Annotated in this window: 26 protein-coding genes; 11 read left to right on the top strand and 15 right to left on the bottom strand. The window is 65.9% G+C overall.

Features of this window, described 5'->3' with window-relative positions; genetic code table 11:
* Nucleotides 1–11: 11 nt before the first annotated feature.
* The 3 genes from LDO54_RS21195 to LDO54_RS21185 all read left to right on the top strand — a co-directional run bounded on the left by LDO54_RS21195 (nucleotide 12) and on the right by LDO54_RS21185 (nucleotide 2,375).
* Nucleotides 12–347, top strand: coding sequence for an FmdB family zinc ribbon protein (locus LDO54_RS21195; protein WP_224012629.1), 336 nt, complete (start codon nucleotides 12–14; stop codon nucleotides 345–347).
* Nucleotides 348–425: 78 nt separating this feature from the next.
* Nucleotides 426–1,451 carry an aliphatic amidase gene (locus LDO54_RS21190; protein ID WP_224012628.1) on the top strand — a complete coding sequence of 342 codons (1,026 nt, stop codon included), beginning with the start codon at nucleotides 426–428 and terminating at the stop codon, nucleotides 1,449–1,451.
* Between the two features lie 177 nt (nucleotides 1,452–1,628).
* On the top strand, nucleotides 1,629–2,375 hold the full coding sequence (locus LDO54_RS21185; protein WP_224012627.1) for an SDR family NAD(P)-dependent oxidoreductase: 747 nt from the start codon (nucleotides 1,629–1,631) through the stop codon (nucleotides 2,373–2,375).
* A gap of 89 nt (nucleotides 2,376–2,464) precedes the next feature.
* Here the strand turns inward: LDO54_RS21185 and LDO54_RS21180 are convergent, their stop codons facing one another.
* Entirely contained in the window at nucleotides 2,465–2,728 is a 264-nt protein-coding gene (locus LDO54_RS21180) for a hypothetical protein (RefSeq protein WP_224012626.1), read from the bottom strand.
* Between LDO54_RS21180 and LDO54_RS21175 the strand changes: the two genes are divergently transcribed.
* The 6 genes from LDO54_RS21175 (at nucleotide 2,727) to LDO54_RS21150 (ending at nucleotide 8,986) form a co-directional block, all read left to right on the top strand.
* Nucleotides 2,727–3,572: an ABC transporter ATP-binding protein gene (locus LDO54_RS21175; protein ID WP_224012625.1), complete on the top strand. Its 846-nt coding sequence runs from the start codon at nucleotides 2,727–2,729 to the stop codon at nucleotides 3,570–3,572. The genes LDO54_RS21180 and LDO54_RS21175 overlap by 2 nt on opposite strands.
* On the top strand, nucleotides 3,569–4,387 hold the full coding sequence (locus LDO54_RS21170; protein WP_224012624.1) for an ABC transporter permease: 819 nt from the start codon (nucleotides 3,569–3,571) through the stop codon (nucleotides 4,385–4,387). Before LDO54_RS21175 ends, LDO54_RS21170 begins: the two co-directional genes overlap by 4 nt.
* Nucleotides 4,384–5,352 carry an ABC transporter substrate-binding protein gene (locus LDO54_RS21165; RefSeq protein ID WP_224012623.1) on the top strand — a complete coding sequence of 323 codons (969 nt, stop codon included), beginning with the start codon at nucleotides 4,384–4,386 and terminating at the stop codon, nucleotides 5,350–5,352. The genes LDO54_RS21170 and LDO54_RS21165 overlap by 4 nt, the downstream gene beginning before the upstream one ends.
* Before the next feature lie 61 nt (nucleotides 5,353–5,413).
* Nucleotides 5,414–6,739 carry an amidase gene (locus LDO54_RS21160; protein WP_224012622.1) on the top strand — a complete coding sequence of 442 codons (1,326 nt, stop codon included), beginning with the start codon at nucleotides 5,414–5,416 and terminating at the stop codon, nucleotides 6,737–6,739.
* Between the two features lie 65 nt (nucleotides 6,740–6,804).
* Nucleotides 6,805–7,470, top strand: a complete 666-nt coding sequence (locus LDO54_RS21155; RefSeq protein ID WP_224012621.1) for a GntR family transcriptional regulator — start codon at nucleotides 6,805–6,807, stop codon at nucleotides 7,468–7,470.
* A gap of 13 nt (nucleotides 7,471–7,483) precedes the next feature.
* Nucleotides 7,484–8,986 carry an amidase gene (locus LDO54_RS21150; protein WP_224012620.1) on the top strand — a complete coding sequence of 501 codons (1,503 nt, stop codon included), beginning with the start codon at nucleotides 7,484–7,486 and terminating at the stop codon, nucleotides 8,984–8,986.
* Nucleotide 8,987: 1 nt separating this feature from the next.
* On the opposite strand, the gene LDO54_RS21145 is transcribed toward LDO54_RS21150, so the two are convergent.
* From LDO54_RS21145 to LDO54_RS21090, 12 genes are all read right to left on the bottom strand, one after another.
* Nucleotides 8,988–9,350: a cupin domain-containing protein gene (locus LDO54_RS21145; RefSeq protein ID WP_224012619.1), complete on the bottom strand. Its 363-nt coding sequence runs from the start codon at nucleotides 9,348–9,350 to the stop codon at nucleotides 8,988–8,990.
* A gap of 58 nt (nucleotides 9,351–9,408) precedes the next feature.
* The gene (locus LDO54_RS21140) at nucleotides 9,409–10,515 is read right to left on the bottom strand and encodes a polyamine ABC transporter substrate-binding protein (protein WP_224012618.1); all 1,107 of its coding nucleotides are present in this window, start codon (nucleotides 10,513–10,515) and stop codon (nucleotides 9,409–9,411) included.
* Nucleotides 10,516–10,709: 194 nt separating this feature from the next.
* The gene (locus LDO54_RS21135) at nucleotides 10,710–10,937 is read right to left on the bottom strand and encodes a hypothetical protein (protein ID WP_224012617.1); all 228 of its coding nucleotides are present in this window, start codon (nucleotides 10,935–10,937) and stop codon (nucleotides 10,710–10,712) included.
* A gap of 143 nt (nucleotides 10,938–11,080) precedes the next feature.
* Nucleotides 11,081–12,352: an SAM-dependent methyltransferase gene (locus LDO54_RS21130; protein ID WP_224012616.1), complete on the bottom strand. Its 1,272-nt coding sequence runs from the start codon at nucleotides 12,350–12,352 to the stop codon at nucleotides 11,081–11,083.
* Nucleotides 12,349–13,206, bottom strand: a complete 858-nt coding sequence (locus tag LDO54_RS21125; protein WP_224012615.1) for a DUF1365 domain-containing protein — start codon at nucleotides 13,204–13,206, stop codon at nucleotides 12,349–12,351. The genes LDO54_RS21130 and LDO54_RS21125 overlap by 4 nt, the downstream gene beginning before the upstream one ends.
* Entirely contained in the window at nucleotides 13,203–14,534 is a 1,332-nt protein-coding gene (locus LDO54_RS21120; RefSeq protein ID WP_224012614.1) for an NAD(P)/FAD-dependent oxidoreductase, read from the bottom strand. The genes LDO54_RS21125 and LDO54_RS21120 overlap by 4 nt, the downstream gene beginning before the upstream one ends.
* A gap of 140 nt (nucleotides 14,535–14,674) precedes the next feature.
* The gene (locus tag LDO54_RS21115; protein WP_224012613.1) at nucleotides 14,675–15,292 is read right to left on the bottom strand and encodes a lipocalin family protein; all 618 of its coding nucleotides are present in this window, start codon (nucleotides 15,290–15,292) and stop codon (nucleotides 14,675–14,677) included.
* Between the two features lie 18 nt (nucleotides 15,293–15,310).
* A complete protein-coding gene (locus LDO54_RS21110) occupies nucleotides 15,311–16,426 on the bottom strand; it encodes an SAM-dependent methyltransferase (protein ID WP_224012612.1) in 1,116 nt (371 codons plus the stop codon).
* Entirely contained in the window at nucleotides 16,423–17,259 is an 837-nt protein-coding gene (locus LDO54_RS21105; RefSeq protein WP_224012611.1) for a DUF1295 domain-containing protein, read from the bottom strand. Before LDO54_RS21105 ends, LDO54_RS21110 begins: the two co-directional genes overlap by 4 nt.
* A 112-nt stretch (nucleotides 17,260–17,371) precedes the next feature.
* On the bottom strand, nucleotides 17,372–18,130 hold the full coding sequence (locus tag LDO54_RS21100; protein WP_224012610.1) for an anti-sigma factor: 759 nt from the start codon (nucleotides 18,128–18,130) through the stop codon (nucleotides 17,372–17,374).
* Nucleotides 18,127–18,738 carry a sigma-70 family RNA polymerase sigma factor gene (locus LDO54_RS21095; RefSeq protein WP_224012609.1) on the bottom strand — a complete coding sequence of 204 codons (612 nt, stop codon included), beginning with the start codon at nucleotides 18,736–18,738 and terminating at the stop codon, nucleotides 18,127–18,129. Before LDO54_RS21095 ends, LDO54_RS21100 begins: the two co-directional genes overlap by 4 nt.
* Before the next feature lie 250 nt (nucleotides 18,739–18,988).
* Complete coding sequence (locus LDO54_RS21090) at nucleotides 18,989–19,165, bottom strand: hypothetical protein (protein WP_224012608.1); 177 nt, start codon at nucleotides 19,163–19,165, stop codon at nucleotides 18,989–18,991.
* Here LDO54_RS21090 and LDO54_RS21085 point away from each other — a divergent pair.
* On the top strand, nucleotides 19,164–20,345 hold the full coding sequence (locus tag LDO54_RS21085) for a GGDEF domain-containing protein (RefSeq protein WP_224012607.1): 1,182 nt from the start codon (nucleotides 19,164–19,166) through the stop codon (nucleotides 20,343–20,345). The genes LDO54_RS21090 and LDO54_RS21085 overlap by 2 nt on opposite strands.
* A gap of 149 nt (nucleotides 20,346–20,494) precedes the next feature.
* Here the strand turns inward: LDO54_RS21085 and LDO54_RS21080 are convergent, their stop codons facing one another.
* Together LDO54_RS21080 and LDO54_RS21075 are read right to left on the bottom strand one after the other, a co-directional pair.
* Nucleotides 20,495–20,827: an H-NS family nucleoid-associated regulatory protein gene (locus tag LDO54_RS21080; RefSeq protein WP_074981922.1), complete on the bottom strand. Its 333-nt coding sequence runs from the start codon at nucleotides 20,825–20,827 to the stop codon at nucleotides 20,495–20,497.
* 279 nt (nucleotides 20,828–21,106) lie between these two features.
* Nucleotides 21,107–21,661, bottom strand: coding sequence for an ATP phosphoribosyltransferase regulatory subunit (locus tag LDO54_RS21075; protein ID WP_224012989.1), 555 nt, complete (start codon nucleotides 21,659–21,661; stop codon nucleotides 21,107–21,109).
* A gap of 665 nt (nucleotides 21,662–22,326) precedes the next feature.
* Here LDO54_RS21075 and LDO54_RS21070 point away from each other — a divergent pair.
* Entirely contained in the window at nucleotides 22,327–24,111 is a 1,785-nt protein-coding gene (locus LDO54_RS21070; RefSeq protein ID WP_224012606.1) for a methyl-accepting chemotaxis protein, read from the top strand.
* Nucleotides 24,112–24,119 lie beyond the last annotated feature (8 nt).

Genomic DNA, 24,119 nt, shown 5'->3' with positions numbered 1-24,119 from the left:
AGGAAGCTGTCATGCCGATCTACGACTTCGAGTGCGCGAGTTGCGGGCCGTTCTCCGTCATGCGCCGCATCGCGGACCGCGAAAAGCCGTGCCGTTGTCCGGACTGCGGCGCGGAAGGCGGACGCGTGATCAGCGCGCCCTCGCTCGCGCTGATGGCGGGCACGCGCCGCGCGGCGCACGCGACCAACGAGCGTGCCGCGCACGCGCCGCGTCAGTCCGGCGACGGACCGCCGCTGCGTCATCGCGCGGGTTGCAGCTGCTGTTCGGGCGGCGCGGCGAAGCTCGCGGGCGCGGCGTCGGACGGACTCAAGCGGCCGGCGGGACGGCCCTGGATGATCAGCCACTGAGGTGCGCCGCGCGCGAGTCCGCGACTCAACGTCAACGGACTTCGCGCGCGGCATCAACGCATTCAACGAGGAAGCGTCATGCGACATGGTGATATTTCGAGCAGCCGCGATTGTGTGGGCGTCGCGGTGGTCAACTACAAGATGCCGCGTCTGCACACGAAGGCGGAGGTGCTCGACAACGCGCGCCGTATCGCCGACATGGTGGTCGGCATGAAGCAGGGTTTGCCGGGCATGGATCTCGTGGTGTTCCCCGAGTATTCCACGCACGGCATCATGTACGACCGCCAGGAGATGTTCGACACGGCGTCCACGATTCCCGGCGAAGAGACGGATATTTTCGCGGCGGCGTGCCGCAAGGCGAATGTGTGGGGCGTGTTCTCGATCACGGGCGAGCGCCACGAGGAACATCCGCGCAAGGTGCCGTACAACACGCTCGTGCTGATCGACAATCGCGGCGAGATCGTGCAGAAGTATCGCAAGATCATGCCGTGGACGCCCATCGAAGGCTGGTATCCGGGCGACCGCACCTATGTGACGGATGGGCCGAAGGGCCTGAAAATCAGCCTGATTATCTGCGACGACGGCAATTATCCCGAGATCTGGCGCGACTGCGCGATGAACGGCGCGGAGCTGATCGTGCGCTGCCAGGGCTATATGTATCCGGCGAAAGAGCAGCAGGTGATGGTCGCGAAGGCGATGGCGTGGATGAACAACACCTACGTGGCGGTCGCGAACGCCACGGGCTGGGACGGCGTGTATTCGTACTTCGGCCACTCGGCGATCGTGGGTTTCGACGGGCGCACGCTCGGCGAATGCGGCGAAGAGGAAATGGGCGTGCAATACGCGGAACTGTCGCTCGGCATGATTCGCGACGCGCGGCGCAACATGCAGTCGCAGAACCATCTGTACAAGTTGCTGCATCGCGGCTATACCGGCACCATTAATTCCGGCGATGGCGTGAACGGCGTGGCGGCTTGCCCGTTCGGTTTCTATCGCGACTGGGTGACGGACCCCGAGGCGATGCGTCAGCGCGTCGAAGCGCTTACGCGCAGCACGCCCGGCACGGCGGAGTGTCCGATCGAGGGGATTCCGCACGAAGAGTGAGTGTTGTCTACGACGCGCGTTGTTCGCGCGCTGTTCGCGCATTGTTCATAAAATGCGGCCACTCCATTCGGCGGCAGGGCCTTTTTCGCGCCCGGCGCAACCTCTACATTGTGGTGCAGCACCGACGCAAACCGCAGCGCGGCAAGCGGACGGTTCAACCCACATTGGAGGTTTGTCATGGCCAGGCTCGAAGGGAAAGTGGCGCTCGTCACGGGCGCATCGAAGGGAATCGGCGCGGCGATCGCCCGCGCGCTCGCGAAAGAGGGCGCGGCGGTCGTGGTGACGTATGCGAGCAGCAAGTCGGGCGCGCTGGCGGTCGTCGAGCAGATCCAGGCAGCGGGCGGCAAGGCGACGGCGGTGGGCGGCGACGTCTCGCAGCCCGCCGACGCCGCGAAGCTCGTGCAAACGGCCATCGACTCGTTCGGCCGCCTCGATATCGTCGTGAACAATTCGGGCGTGTACGCGTTCTCGCCGGTCGAGGACATCACCGCCGAGGAGTTCCATCGCCAGTTCGACACCAACGTGCTCGGGCCGCTACTCGTCACGCAGGCGGCCGTGAAGCATCTGGGCGAAGGCGCGAGCATCATCAATATCAGTTCGGGCGTCACGCGCATCACGCCGCCCGCGAGCGCGATTTACACCGGCACCAAGGGCGCGCTCGACGCTATCACGAACGTATTGGCGCTGGAGCTTGCCTCGCGCAAGATCCGCGTGAACTCGATCAACCCCGGCTACGTGGAAACCGAAGGCACGCATAGCGCGGGCATCACCGGCTCGGACATGGCCGCGGACTTCATCGCGAAGACGCCGCTGGGCCGTGCGGGCCAGCCCGAAGATATCGCCGATGTCGCGGTGTTCCTCGCTTCCGACGAAGCGCGCTGGCTGACCGGCGAGCATCTGCTGGCGGCGGGCGGCTTCCGTTGATCGTTCGTTGATCGGCTGCTGATCGATCATTGCGGCAGCATCGAAGCGCCGCCTGCGTTCGCGCAGGCGGCGCTCGCATTTTGATTTCGCTAGTCTTGCTTTCTGAGCGCGGCTGTTTTTTTCGAAGCGCGCCTCATCGTTGCACGCCCCACAAAAAACGCACCATCGCACGGCGTCCGCACGCCCGTCTGGTGCGTTTCACGCTCGCGGACCCGCATTAACGCACCATCATCGAGCAGGTGAAATCCCGATTGCGCGGGAATTATTTTTTCACTTGCGCCATGGCTTTTTGACTGTGCACTATGTGTTGTGCACAGCACAAACGTACGCCACGTACCGATGAGGATGTCCATGAGTGTTTCAGCCCTTGCAACCCCTCCCATCGATCCGACGCACGCGTCGGGTACGGACCGCCTGAAGGTCCAGCAGCTCAGTCATGCATTTCGGACTGCCGACGGTGTCGACGTGCCGATCTTCGAACGGCTCGACTTCAGCGTGCGCAGCGGCGAGATCGTGTCGATCGTCGGCCGCAGCGGCGCGGGCAAGAGCACGCTGTTCAATCTCGTTTCCGGGCTCATCAAGCCGCAGTCGGGGCAGATCAGCGCGGGCAAGCGCGACGACGGCAGCGCCGGCCGCATCGCGTACATGCTGCAAAAAGACCTGCTGATGCCGTGGCGAACGGTGCTGCAAAACGCCGTGCTCGGCATCGAGCTGTATCGCAAGGTCAAGCCCGCCGACATCGAGCGCGCGCGCCAGATGCTCGCCCGTTACGGCCTGGGCGCGGTGGCCGATGCGTATCCGCATTCGCTCTCGGGCGGCATGCGCCAGCGCGTGGCGCTCACGCGCACGCTGCTCGTCGATCCCACGCTGGTGCTGCTCGACGAGCCGTTTTCCGCGCTCGACTATGAAACGCGCCTCGCGCTGGAGGACGACGTGATGGCGCTGCGCGAGCAGAGCGGCACGAGCGTCGTGCTCGTCACGCACGATATCGAGGAAGCGATCGCGATGAGCGACCGCGTGATTCTGCTCGGCGGCCGCCCGGCGCGCATCGAAGACGACATCGACGTGCGCCTGACCACGCACGGTCCGCGCACGGCGGTCTCGGCGCGCGAGGCGCCCGAGTTCCGCACCTTCCATTCGCGCGTCTGGAACGGACTGCGCAGCCATACCATCCAGCACGCGGGAGCCACGGCATGAGCGATATTGCGATCTCCACCAACGCGCCCGCGCGGCGGCGCGCGAAGCCGCGCCGCGCGGCGAAACTCGGCACCACGGGCGCGGTCGCGCTCATCGTCGTGGCGCTGATCGCGCTGTGGCAAGTGGCGGTCACGGCGGGCTGGATCAACGGCAAGCTGCTCGGCTCGCCCGCGGGCATCTGGCAGGCCGCGCAACAAGGCCTGAACGGCGGCACGCTGATACCCGACACGCTGGTCACGCTCTACGAAACCGTCGTGGGTCTCGTGGTGGGCAGCGGCCTCGGTATCGGCCTCGGCCTGCTGCTCTGGTTCGTGCCGCGCGTGTCCGGTGTCGCCGAAGGATTGTCAGTGATCCTGAACAGTATTCCGAAGATCGCGCTCGGACCGCTGATCGTCATCTGGTTCGGCTCGGACATGACGTCGAAAGTGTGGCTCGCAGGCATCTCCACCTTCGCCGTCGCGATGATTTCCTCGTGCGCCGCCGCACGCGAAGTCGACAAGGATCTGCTCAACCTGTTCCGCTCGTTCAACGCGAAGCCGTGGATGATCTTCACGAAGCTGATCGTGCCGGGCGCGCTGCCGTGGGTGTTTTCGACGCTGCGCGTGAACATCGGCTTCGCGCTGATCGGCGCGGTAGTGGGCGAGTACATCGCGTCGCAGGCGGGACTCGGGCATGAAGTATTCGTCGCCGGATCGCTGTTCGATCTGAATACGGTGTGGCTCGGCATTATCGTGCTCACGCTGATGGCGACGCTGTTGGGCTGGATCGTTCAATTCACGGAAGCAAAGGTCATTTCATGGAAGTCAACACGATGAAACGAGTAAGCGCGATGGCCATTGCGGCCGCGGTCACGGGGTTGAGCGTTCAGGTTTCCGTGCAGGCGGCGGAGCCGGTCACGGTGTATCAGGCATTTCAGTCGATTCAGTATTTGCCGCTTTACGTGGCGATCGACAAGGGCATCTTCGCGAAGAACGGTCTCGACGTGAAGAAGGTCACGGCGGGCAGCGGCGCGGCGGGTGTGGCGGCGGTGATCGGCGGCCATGCGGACTTCTCGCTGCAGGATCCGATGACGGCCGTGCTCGCGAACCTCAAGGGCGCGAACGTGATGGCCGTCGCGAACGTGGTGGCGGGCGTGCCGGTGTGGGTGATCGCGCCGCCCGACGCGGGCGTGCATCAGCCCGCCGATATGTCGAGCAAGAGCGTGGCCACGGCGCTGCCGCCTTCGACCAGCACGTATCTGCTGCAACGTCTGATCAAGGATCAGAAGATCGAGAAGGTGTCGCTGAACACGGTGCAACTGGGCACCGAACTCGCGCCGGTGAGCGCGGGCCGCAGCCAGGCGGCGGCGGTCTACGAACCGCAGGCGGACACCGGCATCGCGCAGGGCTACAAGGTCGTGTACGGCTTCCCGAAGGCCTATCCGGGCGGCTATGCGTTCTCGACCATCAACACGGCGGCCTCGACCATCAAGGACAAGCCGCAGATGGTGGCGGCGTTCGTGAAGTCGATCGGCGAGGCCGAGGCGCTGATTCATCAATCGCCGGACACGGCCAAGGCAGTCGCGAAGACGGAGTTTCCCTCGCTCGATGCGAAGATCGTCGAAGCGGCGGTGGGCCGCCTGATCGATCAGAACATTTACGCGCCCACGCCTGAGATTTCCGAGCAGGCGTTTCGCAATGCGCTTGATTTGCAGGAGTCGATCGGCAATATCAAGCCTGGCAGCGTGAGCTATGCGAGTGCCGTCGACAATTCGTTTGCCGCGACCGCCGCGAAGAAGTAAGCGCCGGGACGCCCGTTATCGCGTCGGCGCACTGCGCCGACGCATCGAAGGGAAGGACAGGATGAACGAAGCCAAACCGTCGTTCGTGACGGCGCTGATCGCGCAGCGCGGCAATCGGGCCGCGAGCCGCGCGCGGCTCGACGAGGCCGTGGCGCGCGCCGAGGCGCTCGAATCGCTGCATGTTTTCACGCATCGCCCGCAGGCCTATGTCGAGCCCGATGCGTGCGCGCCGCTCGCGGGTCTGCCCGTCGGCGTGAAGGATCTGATCGATACCGTCGATATGCCGACGTGCTACGGCTCGCCGATCTGGCGCGGCCATCGTCCGCAAGCCGACGCGCCCATCGTCGCGCAATTGCGCGAACTCGGCGCGCTGGTGTTCGGCAAGACGGTGACGACCGAATTCGCCTGGCGTCAGCCGGGACCGACCGTGAATCCGTGGCGACGCGACCATACGCCGGGCGGATCGTCGAGCGGATCGGCGGCGGCCGTGGGCGCGGGCATCGTGCCGCTCGCGCTCGGTACGCAGACGGTCGGATCGGTGATTCGCCCCGCCGCGTATTGCGGCGTGGTGGGCTACAAGCCGAGTTACGGCACGATCTCGCGCGAGGGCGTGCATGCGCTCGCGGCGTCGCTCGATCACATCGGTTTCTTCGCGCGCGATGTGGAAGTGGCGGCGCTCGCGCACGCGCTGTTCGTGGCGCAGCGCGTGGACGCGGTCGATAGCGTCGATGCCTGGCGCGCATGGTTCGCGCCGCTGGCCGCGCCGCCGCGTCTGGGCGTCGTGCGCACGCCGTTCGACGCGCGTTTGCAGGACATGCAGAGAGTGAATTTCGACGCCGCGCTTGGGCAGTTGCGCGCGGCGGGCGCGGAGATCGTCGAGATCGAACTCGAGGCGGATCTCGAACAGATCGTCGATGCCTTGCAGGTGATTCTGCGCGTGGAAGCGTGGCACGCGGTCGGCCCCGAAGCGCGCGCGCATCGCGAGAAGTTGAGCGCGCATATGCGCGCGCTCGTCGACGAAGGCGCGGCGATGCCCGAGGCGCGTTATCAGGCGGCGCTCGCGTTGCAGGCGCAACTTCGCGCGCGCACGGCGGACCTGCTCGCGGGCTGCGATGCGCTCGTGAGCGTGCCCGCGACCGGCGTCGCGCCGCAAGGACTCGACGATACCGGCGACCCCACGTTCTGCGCGCCGTGGAGCCTGCTCGGCATGCCTGCCGTGACGGTGCCTTCGGGTTGGACCGATGCCGGTTTGCCGCTGGGCTTCCAGACCATCGGCGCATTCGGCGAGGACCTTGCGACGCTGCGCGTGGCCGCGTGGATCGAGCAGGTGATCGGCGCGCGGCGCGAGCTTGAGCTTGCGTCGGCGAGCACCGAGGCGCTCGCATAACGTCCACGCAAACACGAAGCGACCAGCAGCGACCAGCAAGCGACCAGAGCGACCAGGGAGACAGCATGGGCAAGCCGTATCGCACGATTCAGGAATACGTACTCGGCACGCTGCGCGCGGAGATTTTGCAGGGCGTCTACAAGGCGGGCACGCGCATGCGCCAGGAAGAAGTGGCGAAGCGGCTCGGCGTGAGCACGACGCCCGTGCGCGAGGCGTTTCGCGATCTGCGCGCCGAAGGGCTGGTGGCGATCGATCCGAACAAGGGCGTGGAAGTGCGCGGCCTCACCGCCGACGATGTGAGCGAGATCTACGAATTGCGCATGATGCTCGAACCGATGCTCGCGGCGCGCGCGTGTCTGCATGCGAGCGCCGCGCAACTCGACGCGGCGCAGGCGAGCCACGACGCCATGAGCGAGGCCGCGCCGAGTTCCGAGCAATGGGCCTTGCTCAACGAGGATTTCCATCAGCATCTGATGCAGTGCGAGGCGCACACGAGGTTGTTCGAAGTCGTGCGCGGGCTCTCGCTGCTCGCGCGTCCGTATGTGTCGCTGTCGATGTACGTGCAGCCGGATATCATGGCGAGCAACAACGACGAGCACGCGCAACTGCTCGCTGCCTGGCGCGCGCGCGACGCCGCTGCCGTGGAAGATCAGACGCGCGTGCATTTGCTCAACACGCGCGATGCGATCGTCGCCTGCGTCGATCAATCGACGCGCGCACTGGCGGCTTGATGAAAGGATTCGAATGTCTGTGGCACTGGCTGATTTATCCGCCGTCGAGGCGCGCCGTCTGATCGGCGACGGCGAGCTGTCTCCGGTTGAACTGCTCGATGCGTGTCTCGCGCGCATCGAATCGATCGAACCTGCCGTCAACGCGCTCGCGGCCACCGCGTTCGAACGCGCACGCGACGAAGCGCGACGCGCGGAACAGGCACTCGCTCGCGGCGAACCGCTGGGCGTGCTGCACGGTCTGCCTATCGGCGTGAAGGATCTCGAAGAGACGGGCGGCTTGCTGACCACGTATGGTTCGCCGATGTATCGCGATCACGTGCCTGCGAGCGACAACGCGTTCGTCGCCCGTTTGCGCGCGGCGGGCGCCATCGTCGCCGCCAAGACCAACGTGCCGGAAATGGGCGCGGGCGCGAATACGCGCAACGCGGTCTGGGGCGCCACGGGCAATCCGTTCGATACGCGGCTGAATGCGGGCGGCTCGTCGGGCGGCTCGGCCGTGGCGCTTGCGACCGGCATGCTGCCGCTCGCCACCGGCTCGGACCTCGGCGGCTCGCTGCGCATTCCGGCCGCGCTGTGCGGCGTGGTGGGCTTTCGCGCCTCGCCGGGCCTCGTGCCGTCCGAACGCCGCGTGCTCGGCTGGGCGCCCAACTGGGTGAGCGGGCCGATGGCGCGCAACGTGGCCGACGTGCGCCTGCAACTGGCCGCCGTGGCCGGTCATGCGAGCGCCGATCCGCTGAGCTATCCCGCGTCGCTCGACGCCTTCGCGCGCGAACCGCGTCTCGATCCTTCGACGCTGCGCATCGGCTATACCGAGGATTTCGGCGCGTGCGCCGTCGACGCTTCGATCCGCGCCACGTTCCGCGCGAAGATTGAGCGGCTTTCCCGCATCGTCGGGCAGTGCGAGCCGATCGACTTCGATTTGCGCGAAGCGCATCGCGTGTTCGATGTGGTGCGCGCGCAGGAATTCGTCGCGAGCCTGCGCGAGACCTACGAGCGCGATCCTTCGCTGCTCGGCGCGAATACGCGCGCGAACTACGAAATGGGCGGGGCGCTCACGCTCGCCGATGTGGCGCGTGCAGACACGCAGCGCACGGCGCTGTATCGGAAATTTCAGGCCCATTTCGCACGCTACGACGTGATCGTTTCGCCGGTCTCGCCGGTCACGCCGTTTGCGTGGACGACCTCGTATTGCGATTCGATCGACGGCACGCCGCTCGAAAATTATTATCGCTGGGTCGCGCTCACCTATATCGTCACGGTGCTGACGAATCCGTCGATGTCGCTGCCTTGCGGTGTCGATCACGCGGGCATGCCGTTCGGTTTGCAGTTGATCGGGCCGATGCGTGGCGACGCGCGTCTGCTCGACGCGGCGCAGGCGCTTGAAGCCGCGTTCGCGCGCGAGGCGGCGATGGCGCGGCCCGTGCCGGATCTGGCGGCTTTGCGCGACGCGCCCGCTGAAGCGCGCGCCGCGCTGCGTTCGATCGTGACCGATCCGCCTTCATTGCAGCACGCGTGAATCAGCCTTTGAATTCGACCGACACGAACACCTTGCGGCACGGCTCGACCACTTCCCACGTCCCCTGAAAACCGGCGGGAATCAGGAAGCGGTCGCCCGCGCGCACGGTTTTTTCCGCGCCCGATTCATCGCGCAGCACTGAAACGCCTTCGAGAATTTCGCAATACTCGTTCTCCGTGAAATTCACGCGCCAGAGACCGCGCTCGCTGGCCCAGATGCCCGTCGACAATTGTCCGCACGGGCTCGTGAAATGCATGTCGGCGGATTGACGCGGATGGCCGGCAAGCACGGCTTCGGGCTTCGGCTCCCATTCGAGCGTTTCTTTTGCGGGTTGCGAGTAATCGACGATATCCAGAATGCGCATGATGTTGGCAATAAAAAAGTAAGAGGAAACAACCGGCACGCGGCGGCAATTCACGCCGTTACGTGCCCGATTTCAATTGCGCCCACAGGCGGTTTTGCAGCCGCATGATCGCCGCCGGTTGCGGACGCATGACGGTCATCTTGTCGATGACTTCGTCGGACGGAAACGTGCTCGCATCTTTCACGATCGCCGTTTGAACCAGCGGATACGACGCGCGATTCGCAGTGGGGTAAAACACTTCGTTGGTGATGCCGGCGCTCGTTTTCGGATCCTCGATGTAGTTGATCCATTTGAGCGCGGCTTCGGGATGCGGCGCGTCTTTCGGAATCGCCATCATGTCGAACCAGAGCAAACCGCCTTCCTGCGGATTCACGAACTGAATCTGATAGTGGCGCTTCGCCTCGATCGCACGCCGCCGCGCAATGCCTGCGTCGCCCGAATAGGCCACGGCGATGCACACGTCGTTATTCGCGAGATCGTTGATATAGCCCGACGAATTGAACTGCGTGATATAGGGCCGAACTTTCTTCAGCACCTCGTAGGCGGCGGTGTAATCGGCGGGATTCGTGCTGTTGGGATTGCGGTGCAGATATTGCAGCACGGCCGGAAAAACATCGGATGCCGAATCGAGAAATGACACGCCGCAGCTTTTGAGTTTCGATAGATTCTCGGGATCGAAAACCAGTGCCCACGAATTGGGCGGCGTCGCGCCGCCGAGCGCTTTTTGCACTTCCTGCGCGTTATACGCGACGCCGTCCGTGCCCCACGCCCACGGCACGCCATATTGATTGCCGGGGTCGGCGTCGCTGACCATTTTCATCAGATGCGGATCGAGATTCGCGAGATTCGGCAATTGCGATTTGTCGAGCTTCTGATAGACGCCCGCCTCGATCTGCCGCGCCATATAGGCCGACGACGGCACGACCACGTCATAACCGGAACTGCCTGCGAGCAGTTTGGCTTGCAGCGTGTCGTCGCTGTCGTAGCTGTCGTAACGTACCTTGATGCCGGTTTGCTTTTCGAACGTGGGCACCGTGTCCTGCGCGATGTAGTCGGACCAGTTGTAGACGTTCACTTGCGCGTCGTCCGCGAGGGCGGGTTGCGTAGCGATGGCGGCGAGCGCGAGCATCGTGGCGGTGCAATGGAGCTTTGCGTGAAGTTTCATCCTGCTTCCCAAGGGTTGGTTCGGAGACGGCATGCGCGTCTTCGCGCCCGGCATCCGCGTGAACGGATGAGGCGTACGTGATGACCGGCATCGCGAGGCGCGCGCGCAGCAAAGCCGCATAACACGGCACAGCGCGGCGCAGCGCGGCATTGCGCGATGCGGCTCGATATCAGGCGAACGGGGAGGACAGCGGGCTAGGGCTTGGGCAGCAGGGAGGCGATTTCATCCTTGCGAACGCCGATGAAATCGCAGCTCATGGCCGAGTGATGGCGGCGCACGGAGCGAATGGAGATGACCGTATCGATCGAGCAATAGCTGCACGGCCGGGCGACGTGGCTGGAGCCTGAAACAATCGCGCTGCGCATGGCGAGAAAGCCGCCACGTCCTCGATCGTACTGTATCAAGGGGCCACGAATTTTCATGATCTAAGGCGCACGGGTCGAAGCACGGGAGCGTCGGACTGTTGAGCGGGATGCCGGTTGAATGCGTGCGTGGCGCGGGGAAAATGCCCATCACCGCGCACGCTTTAACCGGTGGATTCATGGTACCCGCGCCAATAAGCGTGTCAATGGGGATGTGCGCGGGGATGTGCGCGAGGATGTAAGTCGCGATCTACGTTGGCTCGCTGCACGACGAAATGCATCACGTCCGTGCGTCCTTCTTCGAACGCGGCTTCGCAATAGGCGAAATAGAGCGTCCAGATGCGAATGAAGGCGTCGTCGAAACCGAGCGCGCGTATGGCGTCGAGACGGCTTTCGAAGCTTGCACGCCACAAGCGCAAGGTCTGCGCATAATCGCGTCCGAATGCGAAGACAGCGCGCGCATCGAGTTGCGCCTGTTGCGCGGCCTGCACGAATTGCTGCGGACCCGGCAGCATGCCGCCCGGAAAAATCATCTCGCGGATAAAGTCGCTCGACGCGCGATAACGCTCGACATGCGCATCGTCGATGGTGATCGACTGCACGAGCGCGCGCGCGCCCGGTTTCAACAGACGCGAAAGCGTGTCGAAATACACCGGCCACCAGGCTTCGCCCACGGCTTCGAACATTTCGATCGAGACGATGGCATCGTACTGGCCGTCGGCTGTGCGAAGGTCGCGATAGTCGCGCAGATCGATCTCGACAAGATGCGCGAGCTTTGCCGCGCGCACGCGCTCGTTGGCCCACGCGTGCTGTTCCTGCGAGATCGTCAGGCCGCGCACGTGTATGCCTTGCCGCGCGGCATACAGCGCGAAGCCGCCCCAGCCGCAGCCGATTTCGAGCACGCGCATGCCGGGCGCGAGCGCCAGCGTATCGATGATGCGCTGATACTTCGCGCACTGCGCCTGCGCGAGCGGACGGTGTGTGTCGTCGTCGAAACAGGCGCTCGAATAGGTCATCGTTTCATCGAGCCAGCTCGCGTAGAACGCATTGCCCAGATCGTAATGCGCGTGGATATTGCGTCGGCTGCCCGCGCGCGTATTGCGGCGCAGCCGATGGCGCAGCGCGTACCACGCGCGCGCGAGCGGGCCGCCGTGCACGGTCGTGGCGACCGCGTGTTCATTGCGGATCGCGAGCCGCATCAGCGCGGTGAGATCGGGCGCGTCGAGCCATTGCGCGCGCAACGCCTCGGCAAAGCCGATATCGCCCGCGCGCAGGATCGCGCGGCAGGCGCGCCAATCGTGAATACGCAGCGCGGCGGCGGGGGTGTCGCGCGCATCGCCGAATACCTGCTGCGCGCCATCGGGCGTCGTCAGCGTCAGATGGCCGTGACGGATCTTGCGCAGCAAGGCGAGAAAGAGACGGGCCGCAAGCGGCATCGGCGGATGCGCGGCCGTGGGCAGGCGGAGCAGCGTCATGAACGGGCCTCGTGATCGGTGGGGCGCAGCGGCGCGTGAGGTAGGGGCGCGGGCGGATGTTTGCCGAGAAACGGCACGCGTTTGAGCCAGAGGCGCAGCGCCTGCCAGTGAATCCGTAGCACGACGCCGGGCGTGAGGAGCGGCTGGCGCGCGAGCGCGCCAAACGCGCGGCGTGCGTCGAGCGGTTCGGCGCGCATGGCGATGGCCGTGCGCAGCAGCATGCCGAGACCATCGGCGTAGTCGATGGCGGTGACGAGCCGCGCGCCATGCTGGCGCACGCGAAACAGATAGTGGCCTTCGACGCGGCAAAACGGCGAGACGTGAAAGGTCTTGCAGCACTGCAGTTCGGTTGCGTCGCCAATCGGTGCGTGATCGGCGGCACTGAGCAGATAGCCGTGATGCGCGCCGAAGGTGTTGCGCACGTCGGCGTAGAGCGCGCGCAGGCGGCCCGCGCGGTCGTAGCAATACCAGAAGCTCACCGGATTGAACGCGTGGCCGAAAATGCGCGGCAGCGTTTGCAGCCAGATCGCACCATCGGCGGGAATGCCCGCTTCGGCGAGGCGCGCGCGCATCCACGGCGCGAGCGCGCGGCCATCGTGCGGGCCGTAGTCGCGCGCGTCGAGCGAGAACACGCGCCAGCGGTCGATGCCGAACCACCAGCGCCGCAGCGTGTCGAGCCGGTCGAGATCGCAGCAGACCTGAAACAGCGGATACGCGAAGGCATGACGCGCGGGACGCAGGCGTTCGTGCACCACGCGGCCCGTGAGCAGATAGGCCGCGTGGGGTGCGTGTCCAGGCGGCGCTGCATGCGCGAACGGCGGCGCACCCGGCGCGAGATCGGCGCGCGGACTCATGGCTGGCCCCACACCGGCATCACGCCGAAGTCGCGCGCCACGCGCAGCGCCGACTTCAGGCCGTCTTCGTGAAAGCCGTAGCCGGTCCATGCGCCCACGAACCACGTCGCGCGCCGTCCCTGCAAGCCGGGCAGGCGCTGTTGCGCGTCGATGGCCGCGAGATCGAGCAGCGGATGATCGTAGACGTAGCGGCCGAGCACGGCATGCGGGGCGGGTTCGCTCACCGGATTGAGCGTGACCACGACGGGCGTGCGAAACGGCAGCGGCTGCAACTGGTTGATGAGATAGCTCACGCAGACGGGCTGTGTATCATCGGGGTCGTCGTCACCGTTTTCACGCTGCGTCGACGCGCGGCTCAGGTAATTCCACGCCGACCACACGCGGCGGCGGCGCGGCAGCAGCGCCGCGTCGGTGTGCAGCAGCGCGAGGTTGCGTTGATAGCGCACGGCGCCGAGCACGTCGCGTTCGGCGTCGTCGGGATCGGCGAGCAGGGCCAGCGTGGTGGGCGCGTGGCTTGCGAGCACGACGGCGTCGAAGCGTTCCGCGCCCGCGTCATCGGTCGAGATCGTCACGCCCGCACCCGCCGCGTCGCGGCGCACGGCGCGCACGGGCGTGTTCACGCGCACGTCGTCGAGCGTGGCGAGCAGGCGCGTGACGTACTCGCGCGAGCCGCCCGCCACGGTTTGCCACGGCGGCCGGTCGTTCACTTGCAGCAAGGCGTGATTGAGGCAGAAGCGCAGGAAGGTCGCGGCCGGAAAACGCAGCACGTCGCGCGCGGCGCTCGACCAGATCGCGGCGGCCATCGGCAACAGATAGTGATGCTGGAACGGCGCGCCGTATCCGCCCGCCGTCAGCAGTTCGCCCACCGAAAGACGCTCGCGCCGCGCCGCTTCAAGATGACGTTCGGCGGCGGCGTTGAAGCGCAGGATGTCGCGCAGCATGCCGATGAACGTCGGCGAAAACAGGTTGCGGCGCTGTGCGAACACGGTGTTCAGATTCGTGCCCGCCCATTCGAGCGCGCCGCCGTCCACCGACACCGAAAACGACATATCGCTGCGATGAACGCGCACGCCGAGCTCCGCGAACAGCGCCACGAGGTTCGGATAGGTGCGCTCGTTGAACACCAGAAAACCGGTGTCGACGGGATGACGCATGCCGTCGAGCGCGACGTCGACAGTATGCGCGTGGCCGCCCGCCGTCGCGGCCGCCTCGAACAGCGTGACGCGATGGCGGCGCGCGAGCAGCCACGCGCTCGCCAGCCCGGCGATCCCGGCGCCGACGACGGCCACGCGACGGCCCGGCGGCAAGGCGGTGAGGGCGGGTTCCATGTTGTTGTTCTCCCTGATTCGTGCGTTGTCGTCATGGAATCGGTTGCTGTGGGTTGCTGCGGTTTGTAGCGATCAGCAGGCTTCCTTATGTGCAGATACGGACGGCGGCCCCGCGCGGATGCACACCGATGCGCGCGACGCTAGGGCGAAGCAAAACCCGGCTGGCCCAGTTGCGCGGGAAACTGCGGCGCGCGTCGAAAGCGCGTGCTGTCGTAGCCCATCGCGTCGAGGCGCGCGAGCAGTGCCTGGTAGGTCGCGTCGTCCATCTCCGGTTCGCGCGAGAAGATCCAGCCTAGCGACTTGCCCGGATAACCGAGGATCGTCACGCGGTAGTCAGGATCGACGTAGAGCGTGAGCTGCGTGACGTGGATCGGCCAGAACACGCGCACGCGCCAGCGCCCGCCGCCGCTGCCGGGCACGACCGCATCGACGAAGCGGTAATGCTTTTCGGGCGCGTCGAAACCGCCTTTGCGGCCGATGAAGGCGTCGTCGATGCGGCCGTCGGCGCGCAGCGTCCACTCGGCGCGGCTCGCCACGAAACCGCGTTCCGCGAAGTACGGAATGTTGGCGATCACGTACCAGCGGCCCATGTAGCGAGGCAGGTCGACGCTCACCGGTTCGAGCGGCTGGCCGGCGCGCGGATTCGGATTGGGCGGCCCGTTCGTGCAGCCGCCGAGCGCGATGAACAGGACGAGCGACACCGGCGTGAAGCACGCCGCGCGCCGCACGCATCGCCCAAAATCGCGGAGGGAAACCATCGTTCGCACCTCACGCGTTCACGCGGGCCGCGCCGCGCGCTTGCGCAGCAGATAGTGCGCGATGCCCCACTCCTGGCCGCGCGCATAGCCGAACAGTTCGGCCACGGCCAGATAGAACATGCGCCAGCGCTGGAACGCGAGACGCGCGTCGCCGCTCGCGTCGAGCAGCGGCAGCGCCTGACCGCGCGCGGCATCGAGCGCGGCGAGCCACTGGCTCGCGGTGCGCGCGTAATGCGTGCCGTCGATCCACCATTGCCGCGTCACGCGCAGATCGTCCTGAAAACGCAGCAGCAGATGCGCCGAGGGCATCGTGCCGCCGGTGAAGAAATGCCGGGACATCCAGTCGCTGCCGTCGCGCACCTCGAAGTGATAGGCGAGCAGCCGATGCGCGAACAGATGCACGAAGAGATGGCCGTCGTCGTCGAGCCAGCGCGCGATCTTCGCGAGCAGCAGGCCGTAGTGCTTCATGTGCTCGAACATCTCGATCGACAGCACGCGGTCGAAACGCGCTTCGCCGGGCGCGAACTCGAAACTCGCGACATCGCCGGTCACGATGCGCAGATTCGCGAGTCCCAGCTCGTTGGCGCGGCGCTCGATGAACGCGCGCTGCCCGTGCGAATTCGACAGCCCGATGATGCTCGCGCAGGGATAGCGTCGCGCGAGCCAGAGCGTGAGCGCGCCCCAGCCGCAGCCGAGGTCGAGGATGCGCTGACCGTCGGCAAGTCCTGCGCGCGCCGCGTAGAGCGCGAGCATGGCGTCCTCGGCCTGGGCGAGCGTTTCGTCGCCGCGCGGATAGTAGCCGCACGAATACTTCATGCGCGGCCCGAGATGCGCCGCGAAGAACGCGCCCGGAATTTCGTAGTGCTGCGCGTTGGCGGCCTGCGTGTCGATGGCGATCGGGCTCGCTCGCAGTTCGTCGATCAGCGTTTCGAACGCTTCGGCGCGACGCGTGCCGTCGTGCGCGTGTTCGTCGGCGAGACGGCGGCGCAGCAGCGCGCGCATGCCCATGCGGATCAACGCGTCGGGCAGCCAGCCGCGCTCGCACAGGCGGATCGCGAGCGAGGCATCGTAGGGGCTCGACGCGGTCGTCGGCGTGTCGTGCGAATCCTGTAGCGGCGGGACGGTGACGGTCATGGTCGCGGGCTCCTCGAAGGGCGATGGGGGTCGGCGTTGGCATCGGTGTCGGCGTGAGCGTGCCGCGGCGGCCACGGGATGAACGCGTGCGTGGTCGCCATGTACTCGCGATACCCGGCGCGCGTCTCTACAAGCCGCGCTTCGAGCAGCGGCACGCCGGAGAGTTTGAGCAGCAGCCACGCCATCGCGAACGGCGGTACGAGCGTCGCCCAACCCCAGGGCTGGCCGATCGACCAGACCGTGTAGGCGCACCAGTGCAGCGACTCGAAGAAGTAATTCGGATGGCGCGAGTAACGCCACCAGCCGCGCCTGCAAACCTGGCCGCGCTGAGAGGGATCGGCGAGATGGCTGTGCAACTGACGATCGGCGGCGGCTTCGCCCGCGAGCGCCGCAAAGCCGATGCACAAGGCGATGACGATGGCTGGAATCGAGGGTGTGTGCGTCTGCCAGGCGGGCACGAAGAAGGCGATCGACAGCAGCAGCGAGATCACCGCCTGCAGCATGAAGAAGCCGAGCATGCGGCGCGGCGCGTGCCGGCCCCAGCGCGCGCGCAGCGCGGCATAGCGCGGGTCTTCCGGGCCGTGATGATTGCGCCGCCAGAGATGCGCGCCGAGACGCAAGCCCCACACGCCGCCGCCGAACGCGACGGCCACGCGGTTCAGCGGCGCGCCGGGTCCGGCGAGCGCGGCGAAGACGGCAACGGCGCCGAGCGTCAGCGCCCAGACCGGGTCGATCATGCCCGCGTTGCCGGTGCGCAATTGCACGAGCCAGACGATGCCGAACGCGACGACGAGCGCGCCAAACGCGGCAAGAACGGCGGTGGTGATCGGCATGGCGGCTCCGTGAGGAGGCAGATGCCGGGAGATACGGGCGGGCGCGGCGTTCGGATGCAGCGAAATCGTCTCGACCGACGATATCGCCGCGCCGATTCGCGCGAAGCAGGCTTCAGGCCGTGCTGTGCATCGCGCCGGTGGCGACGACCGGGCCGGTCGGCTGGCCCGTCGGCGAGCCGCCGGGCGGCTCGATCGAGACGGCCAGCACGGCGCGCGCGCTGAGCTTCGCGATCACGCTGGCGGGCAGGTTCATATGCGCGGGCGCATCGGGCGGGAACACGCCGAGCGCGACCGGCTTTTCGCCGGGCGGGATCAGCCAGAGTTCGGTGGCGCGGCCGGCGGGCACGGTCGGCTTCACGGCGGGCACGACGACCATTTCGCTGCGGCGCAGATCGACGGTGGCGGTCCAGTGGGCGATGCCGTCGGGGCGCGCGATCGTCGCGACCATATAGGCGCCGCCGGGCGCGACGGCCACCGGCGCCGGGCCTGCCGCCTCGCGTATCTCGCGCAGCACGATCACGTTGACCAGCGCGAGCGCGAGCGTCGCGACGCTCGCGCCGACGCCCACGAAGCGCCAGACACGCAAGCTGTTCCACCACGGGCCCGCGCTTTGCGGCGGCGTGATCCGCGGCGGCAGGAAGCCGAGATCGCGCTCGATGCGGGTCCACACGCGCGCGGGCACGGCCAGCGGACGCAGCTCCTCGGCGAGCGGCGCAAGGCGGCGCTGCCAGCGTTCGATGGCGGCGAGCAGGACGGGATCGGTTTCGGCGGCGAGTTCGAGCGCGCGCCGCTCGTTCGCGTCGAGCACGCCGAGCGCGTATTCGGCGCCGCGCAGGTCGGGATCGGGATTGTGATCGGCGGGCGTGCTCATGCTTCAAGACACGATTTGAGTTGCATGAGGCTGCGCCGGATCCAGCTTTTCAGCGTGCCGAGCGGCACGCTCAGACGCTCCGCCAGTTCGCTATACGTCGCGCCGCTGAAAAACGCCTCGCGAACCGCGCCGCGCTGCGTGGGCTCCAGTTGCCCCATGCAGCGTTCGAGCCGCTGGCGTTCTTCGCTGGCTTCGGCGTGGGCGGCGGGCGTGGGATCGTCGTCGGCGATGGCGTGCGCGACGGCGTCGTCGAGCGGACTTTCGCGATGCTGGCGCAGGCGGTCGATCGCGCGGTTGCGCGCGAGCGTCACGAGCCAGGTCATCGCACCGCCGCGTGCGGCGTCGAACGTATCGGCGCGCCGCCATGCGGTCGTGAAGACATCCTGGAGCAGATCCTCGGCTTCGGCGCGGTCGTGGACCATGCGCACGAGCACGGCGAAGACATGGCCGGAGGCGAGCCGGTAAAGCTCGGCGAAGGCGCGCTGCTCGCCTCGCGCCGTGGCGTCGAGCAACTGGTTCAGACGCGCGCGCCGCGCCGCGTCGAACGCCTCGGCGCGTGCGGATGGCGAGGCTGCGTTGTCGTCGATGCCGCCGGACGGATCACTCATGCGAGGAGGGCGCGTTGGCGCACCCGCTGGAGGACATGGGCCCGAATATAGCATCGACGGCCCGAGGCGCGGCGGCGGGCGGCGCGGATAACATGCGATGCGGAAGGCGGCTGGCGTCATGAGCGTGAAGCGAAGCGTTTCACGATATACGGATGCGCTCGCGCGGCGGACGCGCATCGGCGCGCGGATTTCCCCGCGTTCGCGCAGGCGGCGGCGCGAATGGATCCGCATGGCTTCGATCGGCGCGTTTTCAGGCGAGACGTGCGATACGATAGGCATCGCGAATCGGGGCGCCATGCGTTGCCGCGCGGGTTTTTAAATAGCTTTTAAACAGTTTTCGATTGCCTTTCGCGATCTGGCGTAACACGTCGTTTTCCCTGATCGCTTTTTTCCTCTGATTATTATCGCCGCCAGAATCCGTTCCCATGCCCAGCGCTTTCGCTCTATTGGCGATCCTGATCGTTTCGTGCCTGATGAGCGTGGCCGTGCTGGGTTCGCTCGTGCGCACGGCGGTGCCGGGCGTGGGCCGCTGGTGCGTGGGTTATGCGCTGCTCGGCGCGGCGGCGACGTGGATTCTGATCGTGGGCGCGAAGGCCGGCGCGATCACGATCGTGGGCGTGAGTTCGCTGACGCTGGGCGCGGTGCTCGTGCTCTTGCAGGGCACGCGGCAGTTCTTCGATGTGCCGCCTGTGCGCCGCGACGAATGCGTGGCGCTCATCGTGGCGGTGGCCGCGCTGCTGTACTTCACGTGCGTCTCGCCCAGCGCGACCGCGCGCGGCGTGATCGTCTCGCTCGGCTTCGTCTATGGGCGCATCGTGGTGGGCGTCATCGCGCTGCGCCATGCCTCGCGTGACGGCGCGATCTACGCTTGCCGTCTGATCGCGGCGGCGGCGTGGCTCGGCGCGCTGGTTTATCTCGCGCGTATCTTCGCGATCGTGCTGGGGCTAGCACCGACGCTGACGTTTCTGCAACCGTCGCCCTGGAATGTCGCGCTGCTCGGACTCGCGATCGTCTCGTTGCCTTGCATGTCGACGGGCATGGTAATGCTCGCGCACGAACGCATTCTGCGCAGAATGGAAAAGCTTGCCACCATCGACGAATTGACGGGCGCGCTCACGCGCCGCGCATTCATGGAAAGGGCGCAGGCGTTGCTCGCGCACCGACGCGCGAGCGGCGGCACGATGGCGATCGCCATTCTCGACATCGACAAGTTCAAGACGGTCAACGACAGCTTCGGCCACGCGGTGGGCGACCGGCTGCTTGCGCATATTGCGTCGATCGTCGCGGCGCAGATACGCCCGTGCGATCTGTTCGGGCGCTTGGGCGGCGAGGAATTCGCGGTCGCGTTCGTCGATGTCACGAGACGCGAGGCCGAGGCGTCGACTCATGCGTTGAGAGTGGCCGTCGAACGCCCGTCCGCGGATGGCGTCTGCTGCACGCTTAGCGCGGGCGTGGGCGATATCCGCGCGGACGAAAGCCTGGGCAGCGCCATGGCGCGCGTGGACGCCGCGCTCTACGCCGCGAAGGCGGCGGGGCGTAATCGCGTGATGGCGGCATCGGAGTCGGCGCTAATCCGGGAAAACGATTATCTGGCCGAATCGCATTGAATTGTTTTGATTCACGCTGAATGGCGGATTAATCGGCGCCCGGCGCAATGGCGATTGGTTTCAGATTGGCAAGACGTGACTCGGCGCGTGCGGAGCGCTGGCTCGCACGGGGTGCCTCTCGTTGCGCGGATTGCTCGAATTACGGTTATTTACAGGCGTTCGGCGCTGACCGTCGCCAGGCGGCTGCCGGCGAAGGGGTCGTTGGCCCAGTCGACGCGAGGGCGCGGCGCTTCAGCGCGTTCTTCGGGTTTGCGAATGGCGAAATGCTCCAGCGCCTGTCCGGCGCTAGTCACTTGTACGAGCCATTGCGGCATTTCACCCTGACCGTCCCAGGTGTCGCCCGCTGCGTTTTGATAACGCGCGGCGCGAATTCGAAGCTGATCGGCAGCAATCGAGGCCGCGATGTCGTCCGGCTCGATGCCGAACTCTTCCATTCTGCGGCGAAGGTAAGCAACGATGCTTTCCCGTTTACGTTCATCCACGTTTAAAAACTCCTTCATGCGAGGGGCTGTGCTGCACTTTACAGGTCGCAAATCGCATGCCGCAACGATAGCACGGCTGCGCGCCCCGGGTGGGGGATGCACGCAGCATTTTTCAAAAAGCGGGATCCGGCGCGCGCGAAGGAGAAAATCGACTCGCCAACTTGTCGATTTGCCGGTTTGCGCGCGCACACATTACTTTAAGACGATTGCCAGCCGGATGCGTTTTATTCGTGCACGGAATCCCGTACTGATTCGCGCATCCGACTTACCGACTCGATTTTACACTTCCGGCCGTGCCGACATCGCAAGCCACAGCCGTTCGAGACCGATGCCGAAGCCCGCGCCTTCCCGATACGCACCGCCGCCCGCGATCTGCTGCTGGGCGCCGAGCGCCGCGCAGCGCATTTCAAAACCCTGACCGCCGAGGTAATAGCTCAATCCCCTTCGAGCGGTGCAATCGAGATCATATCGGACACCCAATGAATCGAGAAACCCCGTCGCGATTTCGACGCTGCATGCCGCCGCGCGTTCGGGTTCCGCGCACAGATATTCGAAGCCGAGTTGCGTGAATTCGCGGTATCGCCCGGCTTGCGGCCGCTCGTACCGGTAACAGCGCGCGACGTAAAACAGCATGCGCTCGCTCGCGCCGCCGAGCAGCGTGTCCGCCTGCTCCTGGAACAGCGCGGTGGCCTCCGGGATCAGGCAGCACGCTCGTCCTGATTTATCGGCGAACGTCCACATTTGCTGAAGAATTTCACTGCCGCCGGCTTTCTCGACAAAGGTGTCTTGCGACCACAACGCCGGGACGATGGCCTCTTCCGCGCCACGATCAATGAAGGTAGCTCCGAAAGCGGTTCTCGAGCGAGCGCAAGGCGGCGGCCTGCTGGCCGGTGACGAAACGGGTTCCGCGAAGCATAGTCATGTTTCCTGTTGCCCGAAGCCGACGGCGGCTTCAGTGCGATGGACGTAACGAACCCCGGCGCAATGGATGGCGACCGTGATGGTGATGAAGCTCGATGGGTTCGATACGGAATTCCATGCTCTGGATAATGACACAGCGGATTGCGTCTGTGAATCAGATCGGTGAAAGCGCATGGGTGAAACGTATCGGCGGATATCGTACGCGACGCGCGCCCGATTTCTGTTACCAGCGATTACTTCCAGATTTATTCCTGCGCCAATCCGCAATAATCCGGCAATATTTCCCGATTCGCGCGATAGAAATTAAAAGATGCCTGCGGGCGGCATTTTTATTTAGAGTCAGCATTCCATGCGCTAAATAGACCTCATAGAAAAATTCAATATTCCGCTAACGTTTGCGCGTTGATTTCACGTGGTTTTTCGCTTCTGTTTATTCGCTGTCACTCAGTAGAATCCTATGCTCGGCGCATAGGTCTGCCGGGGGCGCAGACGCATACCGATCCGTTGCGTGAATTGGGCATCGTAAAAGGCGATCGTCCGCATTATTTGCCCCTTCATTGAAATGGAAACCTGAAAAGATGAATGTGAATCGATTGTCGGTGAAGGCAAAGCTCACGGGCGCCTTCGGTATTTTGACCTTCACCGTTTTGATCGTATCCGCGTTGTCGCTGAGCGAATTGAATGCCGCGAATAACCGCTTCGCGGGCTACGTCAGCGGGATCGACGCGCGCGCCACGGCGGCGGTCGCGGTCCGCACGGCGGTGGACGATCGCGCGATGGCCGTGCGCAACCTGGTGCTGGTCACCACGCCCGCCGACATCGCGATCGAAAAGGCCGCCGTCGACGATGCCGAACGCCGCGTCGAGGCCAATCTCGACAAATTCAACGCGCTGGTCGCGAGCGCGACCGACATGAGCGAGCAAGGCCGCAGTCTCGCCGCCGAATTGCCGCGCATCGAAGCGCTGTATCGACCCGTCGCGCTGGATATCGACCGGCTGGCGCTCGACAATCAGCGCGACGCCGCGATTGCGGAAATCGACACGAAATGCCGCCCCTTGCTCTCCGCGCTGATCAAGGCGTCGAACGATTTCGCCGACTTCACGCAGCAACACGCGGCGCAACAGGTCGAGGAATCGGCGCGGCAATTCGCGCGGCAACGCGCGCTGCTGATCGCGATCTGCCTCGCGGCCGTGGCGATGGCGGTGCTGGCGGGCGTGCTCATCACGCGTGGGCTGTTGCGCGCGCTCGGCGCCGAACCGGGCGAACTCGGCGACATCACGCAACGGGTGGCGGGTGGCGATCTGCGTCCGGTGCCGGGGGCGCAGCGTGCGCCCGCGGGCAGCGTGCTCGCGTCGATGGGCGAGATGCAGTCGAGCCTTGTGCGCCTGATCGGGCAGGTTCGCACGTCCGCGAACAGCATCGGCACGGGCGCGACGCAGATCGCCTCGGGCAACGTCGAGCTGTCGTCGCGCACGGAACAGCAGGCGGCGTCGCTGGAGGAAACCGCCGCGAGCATGGAGGAACTGACTTCGACGGTGAAGCAGAACGCCGATAACGCCCAGCAGGCGAGCGCGCTGTCGGCCAATGCGTCGGAGGTGGCGGGGCGCGGCAATCAGGTGGTCGGTCAGGTGGTCGAGACGATGGGCGAGATCAGCACAAGCTCCGCGCGGATCGCCGATATCACCGGCATCATCGAAGGCATCGCGTTCCAGACCAATATCCTCGCGCTGAACGCAGCGGTGGAAGCGGCCCGCGCGGGCGAGCAGGGGCGCGGTTTCGCGGTGGTCGCCAGCGAAGTGCGCAGTCTCGCGCAGCGCTCGTCGAGCGCGGCGAAGGAGATCAAGGAGCTCATCAACGCGTCGGTGCAGAAGATTCAGGACGGCTCCACGCTGGCCGACGAGGCGGGCAAGACGATGGCGGAGGTCACGCAGGCCGTCGCGCATGTGACCGACATCATGGGCGAAATCGCGGCGGCGTCGAGCGAGCAGAGCCGCGGCATCGAGCAGGTCAATCAGGCGATCACGCAGATGGACGAAGTCACGCAGCAGAACGCGGCGCTGGTGGAGGAAGCGGCGGCCGCGTCGAAATCGCTGGAGGATCAGGGCCGCCAGTTGAATCAGGCGATTGCGTTTTTCCACCTCGATTCCGGGTCGGCGTTTCATGCGGCCGCTGAGCGGGCTGTGGCTGTTGCGCCGACTGTGTCGGCGAATGTGTCCGCGCGCGTGCCTGTGAATGTGTCCGCGAGTGCGCCGCTGCGTGCGCCCGCCGCGCGGCCCGCGATTCGCAAAAGCGCAGCAAGCGCGAAACCTGCCGCTGCTCCCGCTCCCGCCCTCATCGACGACGACGGCTGGGACACGTTCTAGGCGCGTCG

Source organism: Paraburkholderia tropica, from assembly GCF_914484835.1.
Lineage (GTDB): Bacteria > Pseudomonadota > Gammaproteobacteria > Burkholderiales > Burkholderiaceae > Paraburkholderia > Paraburkholderia tropica_A.
The sequence above is the reverse complement of the archived record's forward strand: the minus strand, read 5'-3'. Positions and strand labels throughout refer to the sequence as shown.

Excerpts from the sequence above, each read along its gene's own strand:
- LDO54_RS21155 (WP_224012621.1), top strand. The coding sequence starts at position 6,805 with ATGGGCAAGCCGTATCGCACGATTCAGGAATACGTACTCGGCACGCTG.
- LDO54_RS21115 (WP_224012613.1), bottom strand. The coding sequence starts at position 15,292 with ATGGTTTCCCTCCGCGATTTTGGGCGATGCGTGCGGCGCGCGGCGTGC.
- LDO54_RS21105 (WP_224012611.1), bottom strand. The coding sequence starts at position 17,259 with ATGCCGATCACCACCGCCGTTCTTGCCGCGTTTGGCGCGCTCGTCGTC.
- LDO54_RS21185 (WP_224012627.1), top strand. The coding sequence starts at position 1,629 with ATGGCCAGGCTCGAAGGGAAAGTGGCGCTCGTCACGGGCGCATCGAAG.
- LDO54_RS21165 (WP_224012623.1), top strand. The coding sequence starts at position 4,384 with ATGAAACGAGTAAGCGCGATGGCCATTGCGGCCGCGGTCACGGGGTTG.
- LDO54_RS21120 (WP_224012614.1), bottom strand. The coding sequence starts at position 14,534 with ATGGAACCCGCCCTCACCGCCTTGCCGCCGGGCCGTCGCGTGGCCGTC.
- LDO54_RS21085 (WP_224012607.1), top strand. The coding sequence starts at position 19,164 with ATGCCCAGCGCTTTCGCTCTATTGGCGATCCTGATCGTTTCGTGCCTG.
- LDO54_RS21130 (WP_224012616.1), bottom strand. The coding sequence starts at position 12,352 with ATGACGCTGCTCCGCCTGCCCACGGCCGCGCATCCGCCGATGCCGCTT.
- LDO54_RS21190 (WP_224012628.1), top strand. The coding sequence starts at position 426 with ATGCGACATGGTGATATTTCGAGCAGCCGCGATTGTGTGGGCGTCGCG.
- LDO54_RS21100 (WP_224012610.1), bottom strand. The coding sequence starts at position 18,130 with ATGAGCACGCCCGCCGATCACAATCCCGATCCCGACCTGCGCGGCGCC.
- LDO54_RS21140 (WP_224012618.1), bottom strand. The coding sequence starts at position 10,515 with ATGAAACTTCACGCAAAGCTCCATTGCACCGCCACGATGCTCGCGCTC.
- LDO54_RS21110 (WP_224012612.1), bottom strand. The coding sequence starts at position 16,426 with ATGACCGTCACCGTCCCGCCGCTACAGGATTCGCACGACACGCCGACG.
- LDO54_RS21090 (WP_224012608.1), bottom strand. The coding sequence starts at position 19,165 with ATGGGAACGGATTCTGGCGGCGATAATAATCAGAGGAAAAAAGCGATC.
- LDO54_RS21150 (WP_224012620.1), top strand. The coding sequence starts at position 7,484 with ATGTCTGTGGCACTGGCTGATTTATCCGCCGTCGAGGCGCGCCGTCTG.
- LDO54_RS21145 (WP_224012619.1), bottom strand. The coding sequence starts at position 9,350 with ATGCGCATTCTGGATATCGTCGATTACTCGCAACCCGCAAAAGAAACG.
- LDO54_RS21125 (WP_224012615.1), bottom strand. The coding sequence starts at position 13,206 with ATGAGTCCGCGCGCCGATCTCGCGCCGGGTGCGCCGCCGTTCGCGCAT.
- LDO54_RS21095 (WP_224012609.1), bottom strand. The coding sequence starts at position 18,738 with ATGAGTGATCCGTCCGGCGGCATCGACGACAACGCAGCCTCGCCATCC.
- LDO54_RS21160 (WP_224012622.1), top strand. The coding sequence starts at position 5,414 with ATGAACGAAGCCAAACCGTCGTTCGTGACGGCGCTGATCGCGCAGCGC.
- LDO54_RS21170 (WP_224012624.1), top strand. The coding sequence starts at position 3,569 with ATGAGCGATATTGCGATCTCCACCAACGCGCCCGCGCGGCGGCGCGCG.
- LDO54_RS21070 (WP_224012606.1), top strand. The coding sequence starts at position 22,327 with ATGAATGTGAATCGATTGTCGGTGAAGGCAAAGCTCACGGGCGCCTTC.
- LDO54_RS21180 (WP_224012626.1), bottom strand. The coding sequence starts at position 2,728 with ATGGACATCCTCATCGGTACGTGGCGTACGTTTGTGCTGTGCACAACA.
- LDO54_RS21135 (WP_224012617.1), bottom strand. The coding sequence starts at position 10,937 with ATGAAAATTCGTGGCCCCTTGATACAGTACGATCGAGGACGTGGCGGC.
- LDO54_RS21195 (WP_224012629.1), top strand. The coding sequence starts at position 12 with ATGCCGATCTACGACTTCGAGTGCGCGAGTTGCGGGCCGTTCTCCGTC.
- LDO54_RS21175 (WP_224012625.1), top strand. The coding sequence starts at position 2,727 with ATGAGTGTTTCAGCCCTTGCAACCCCTCCCATCGATCCGACGCACGCG.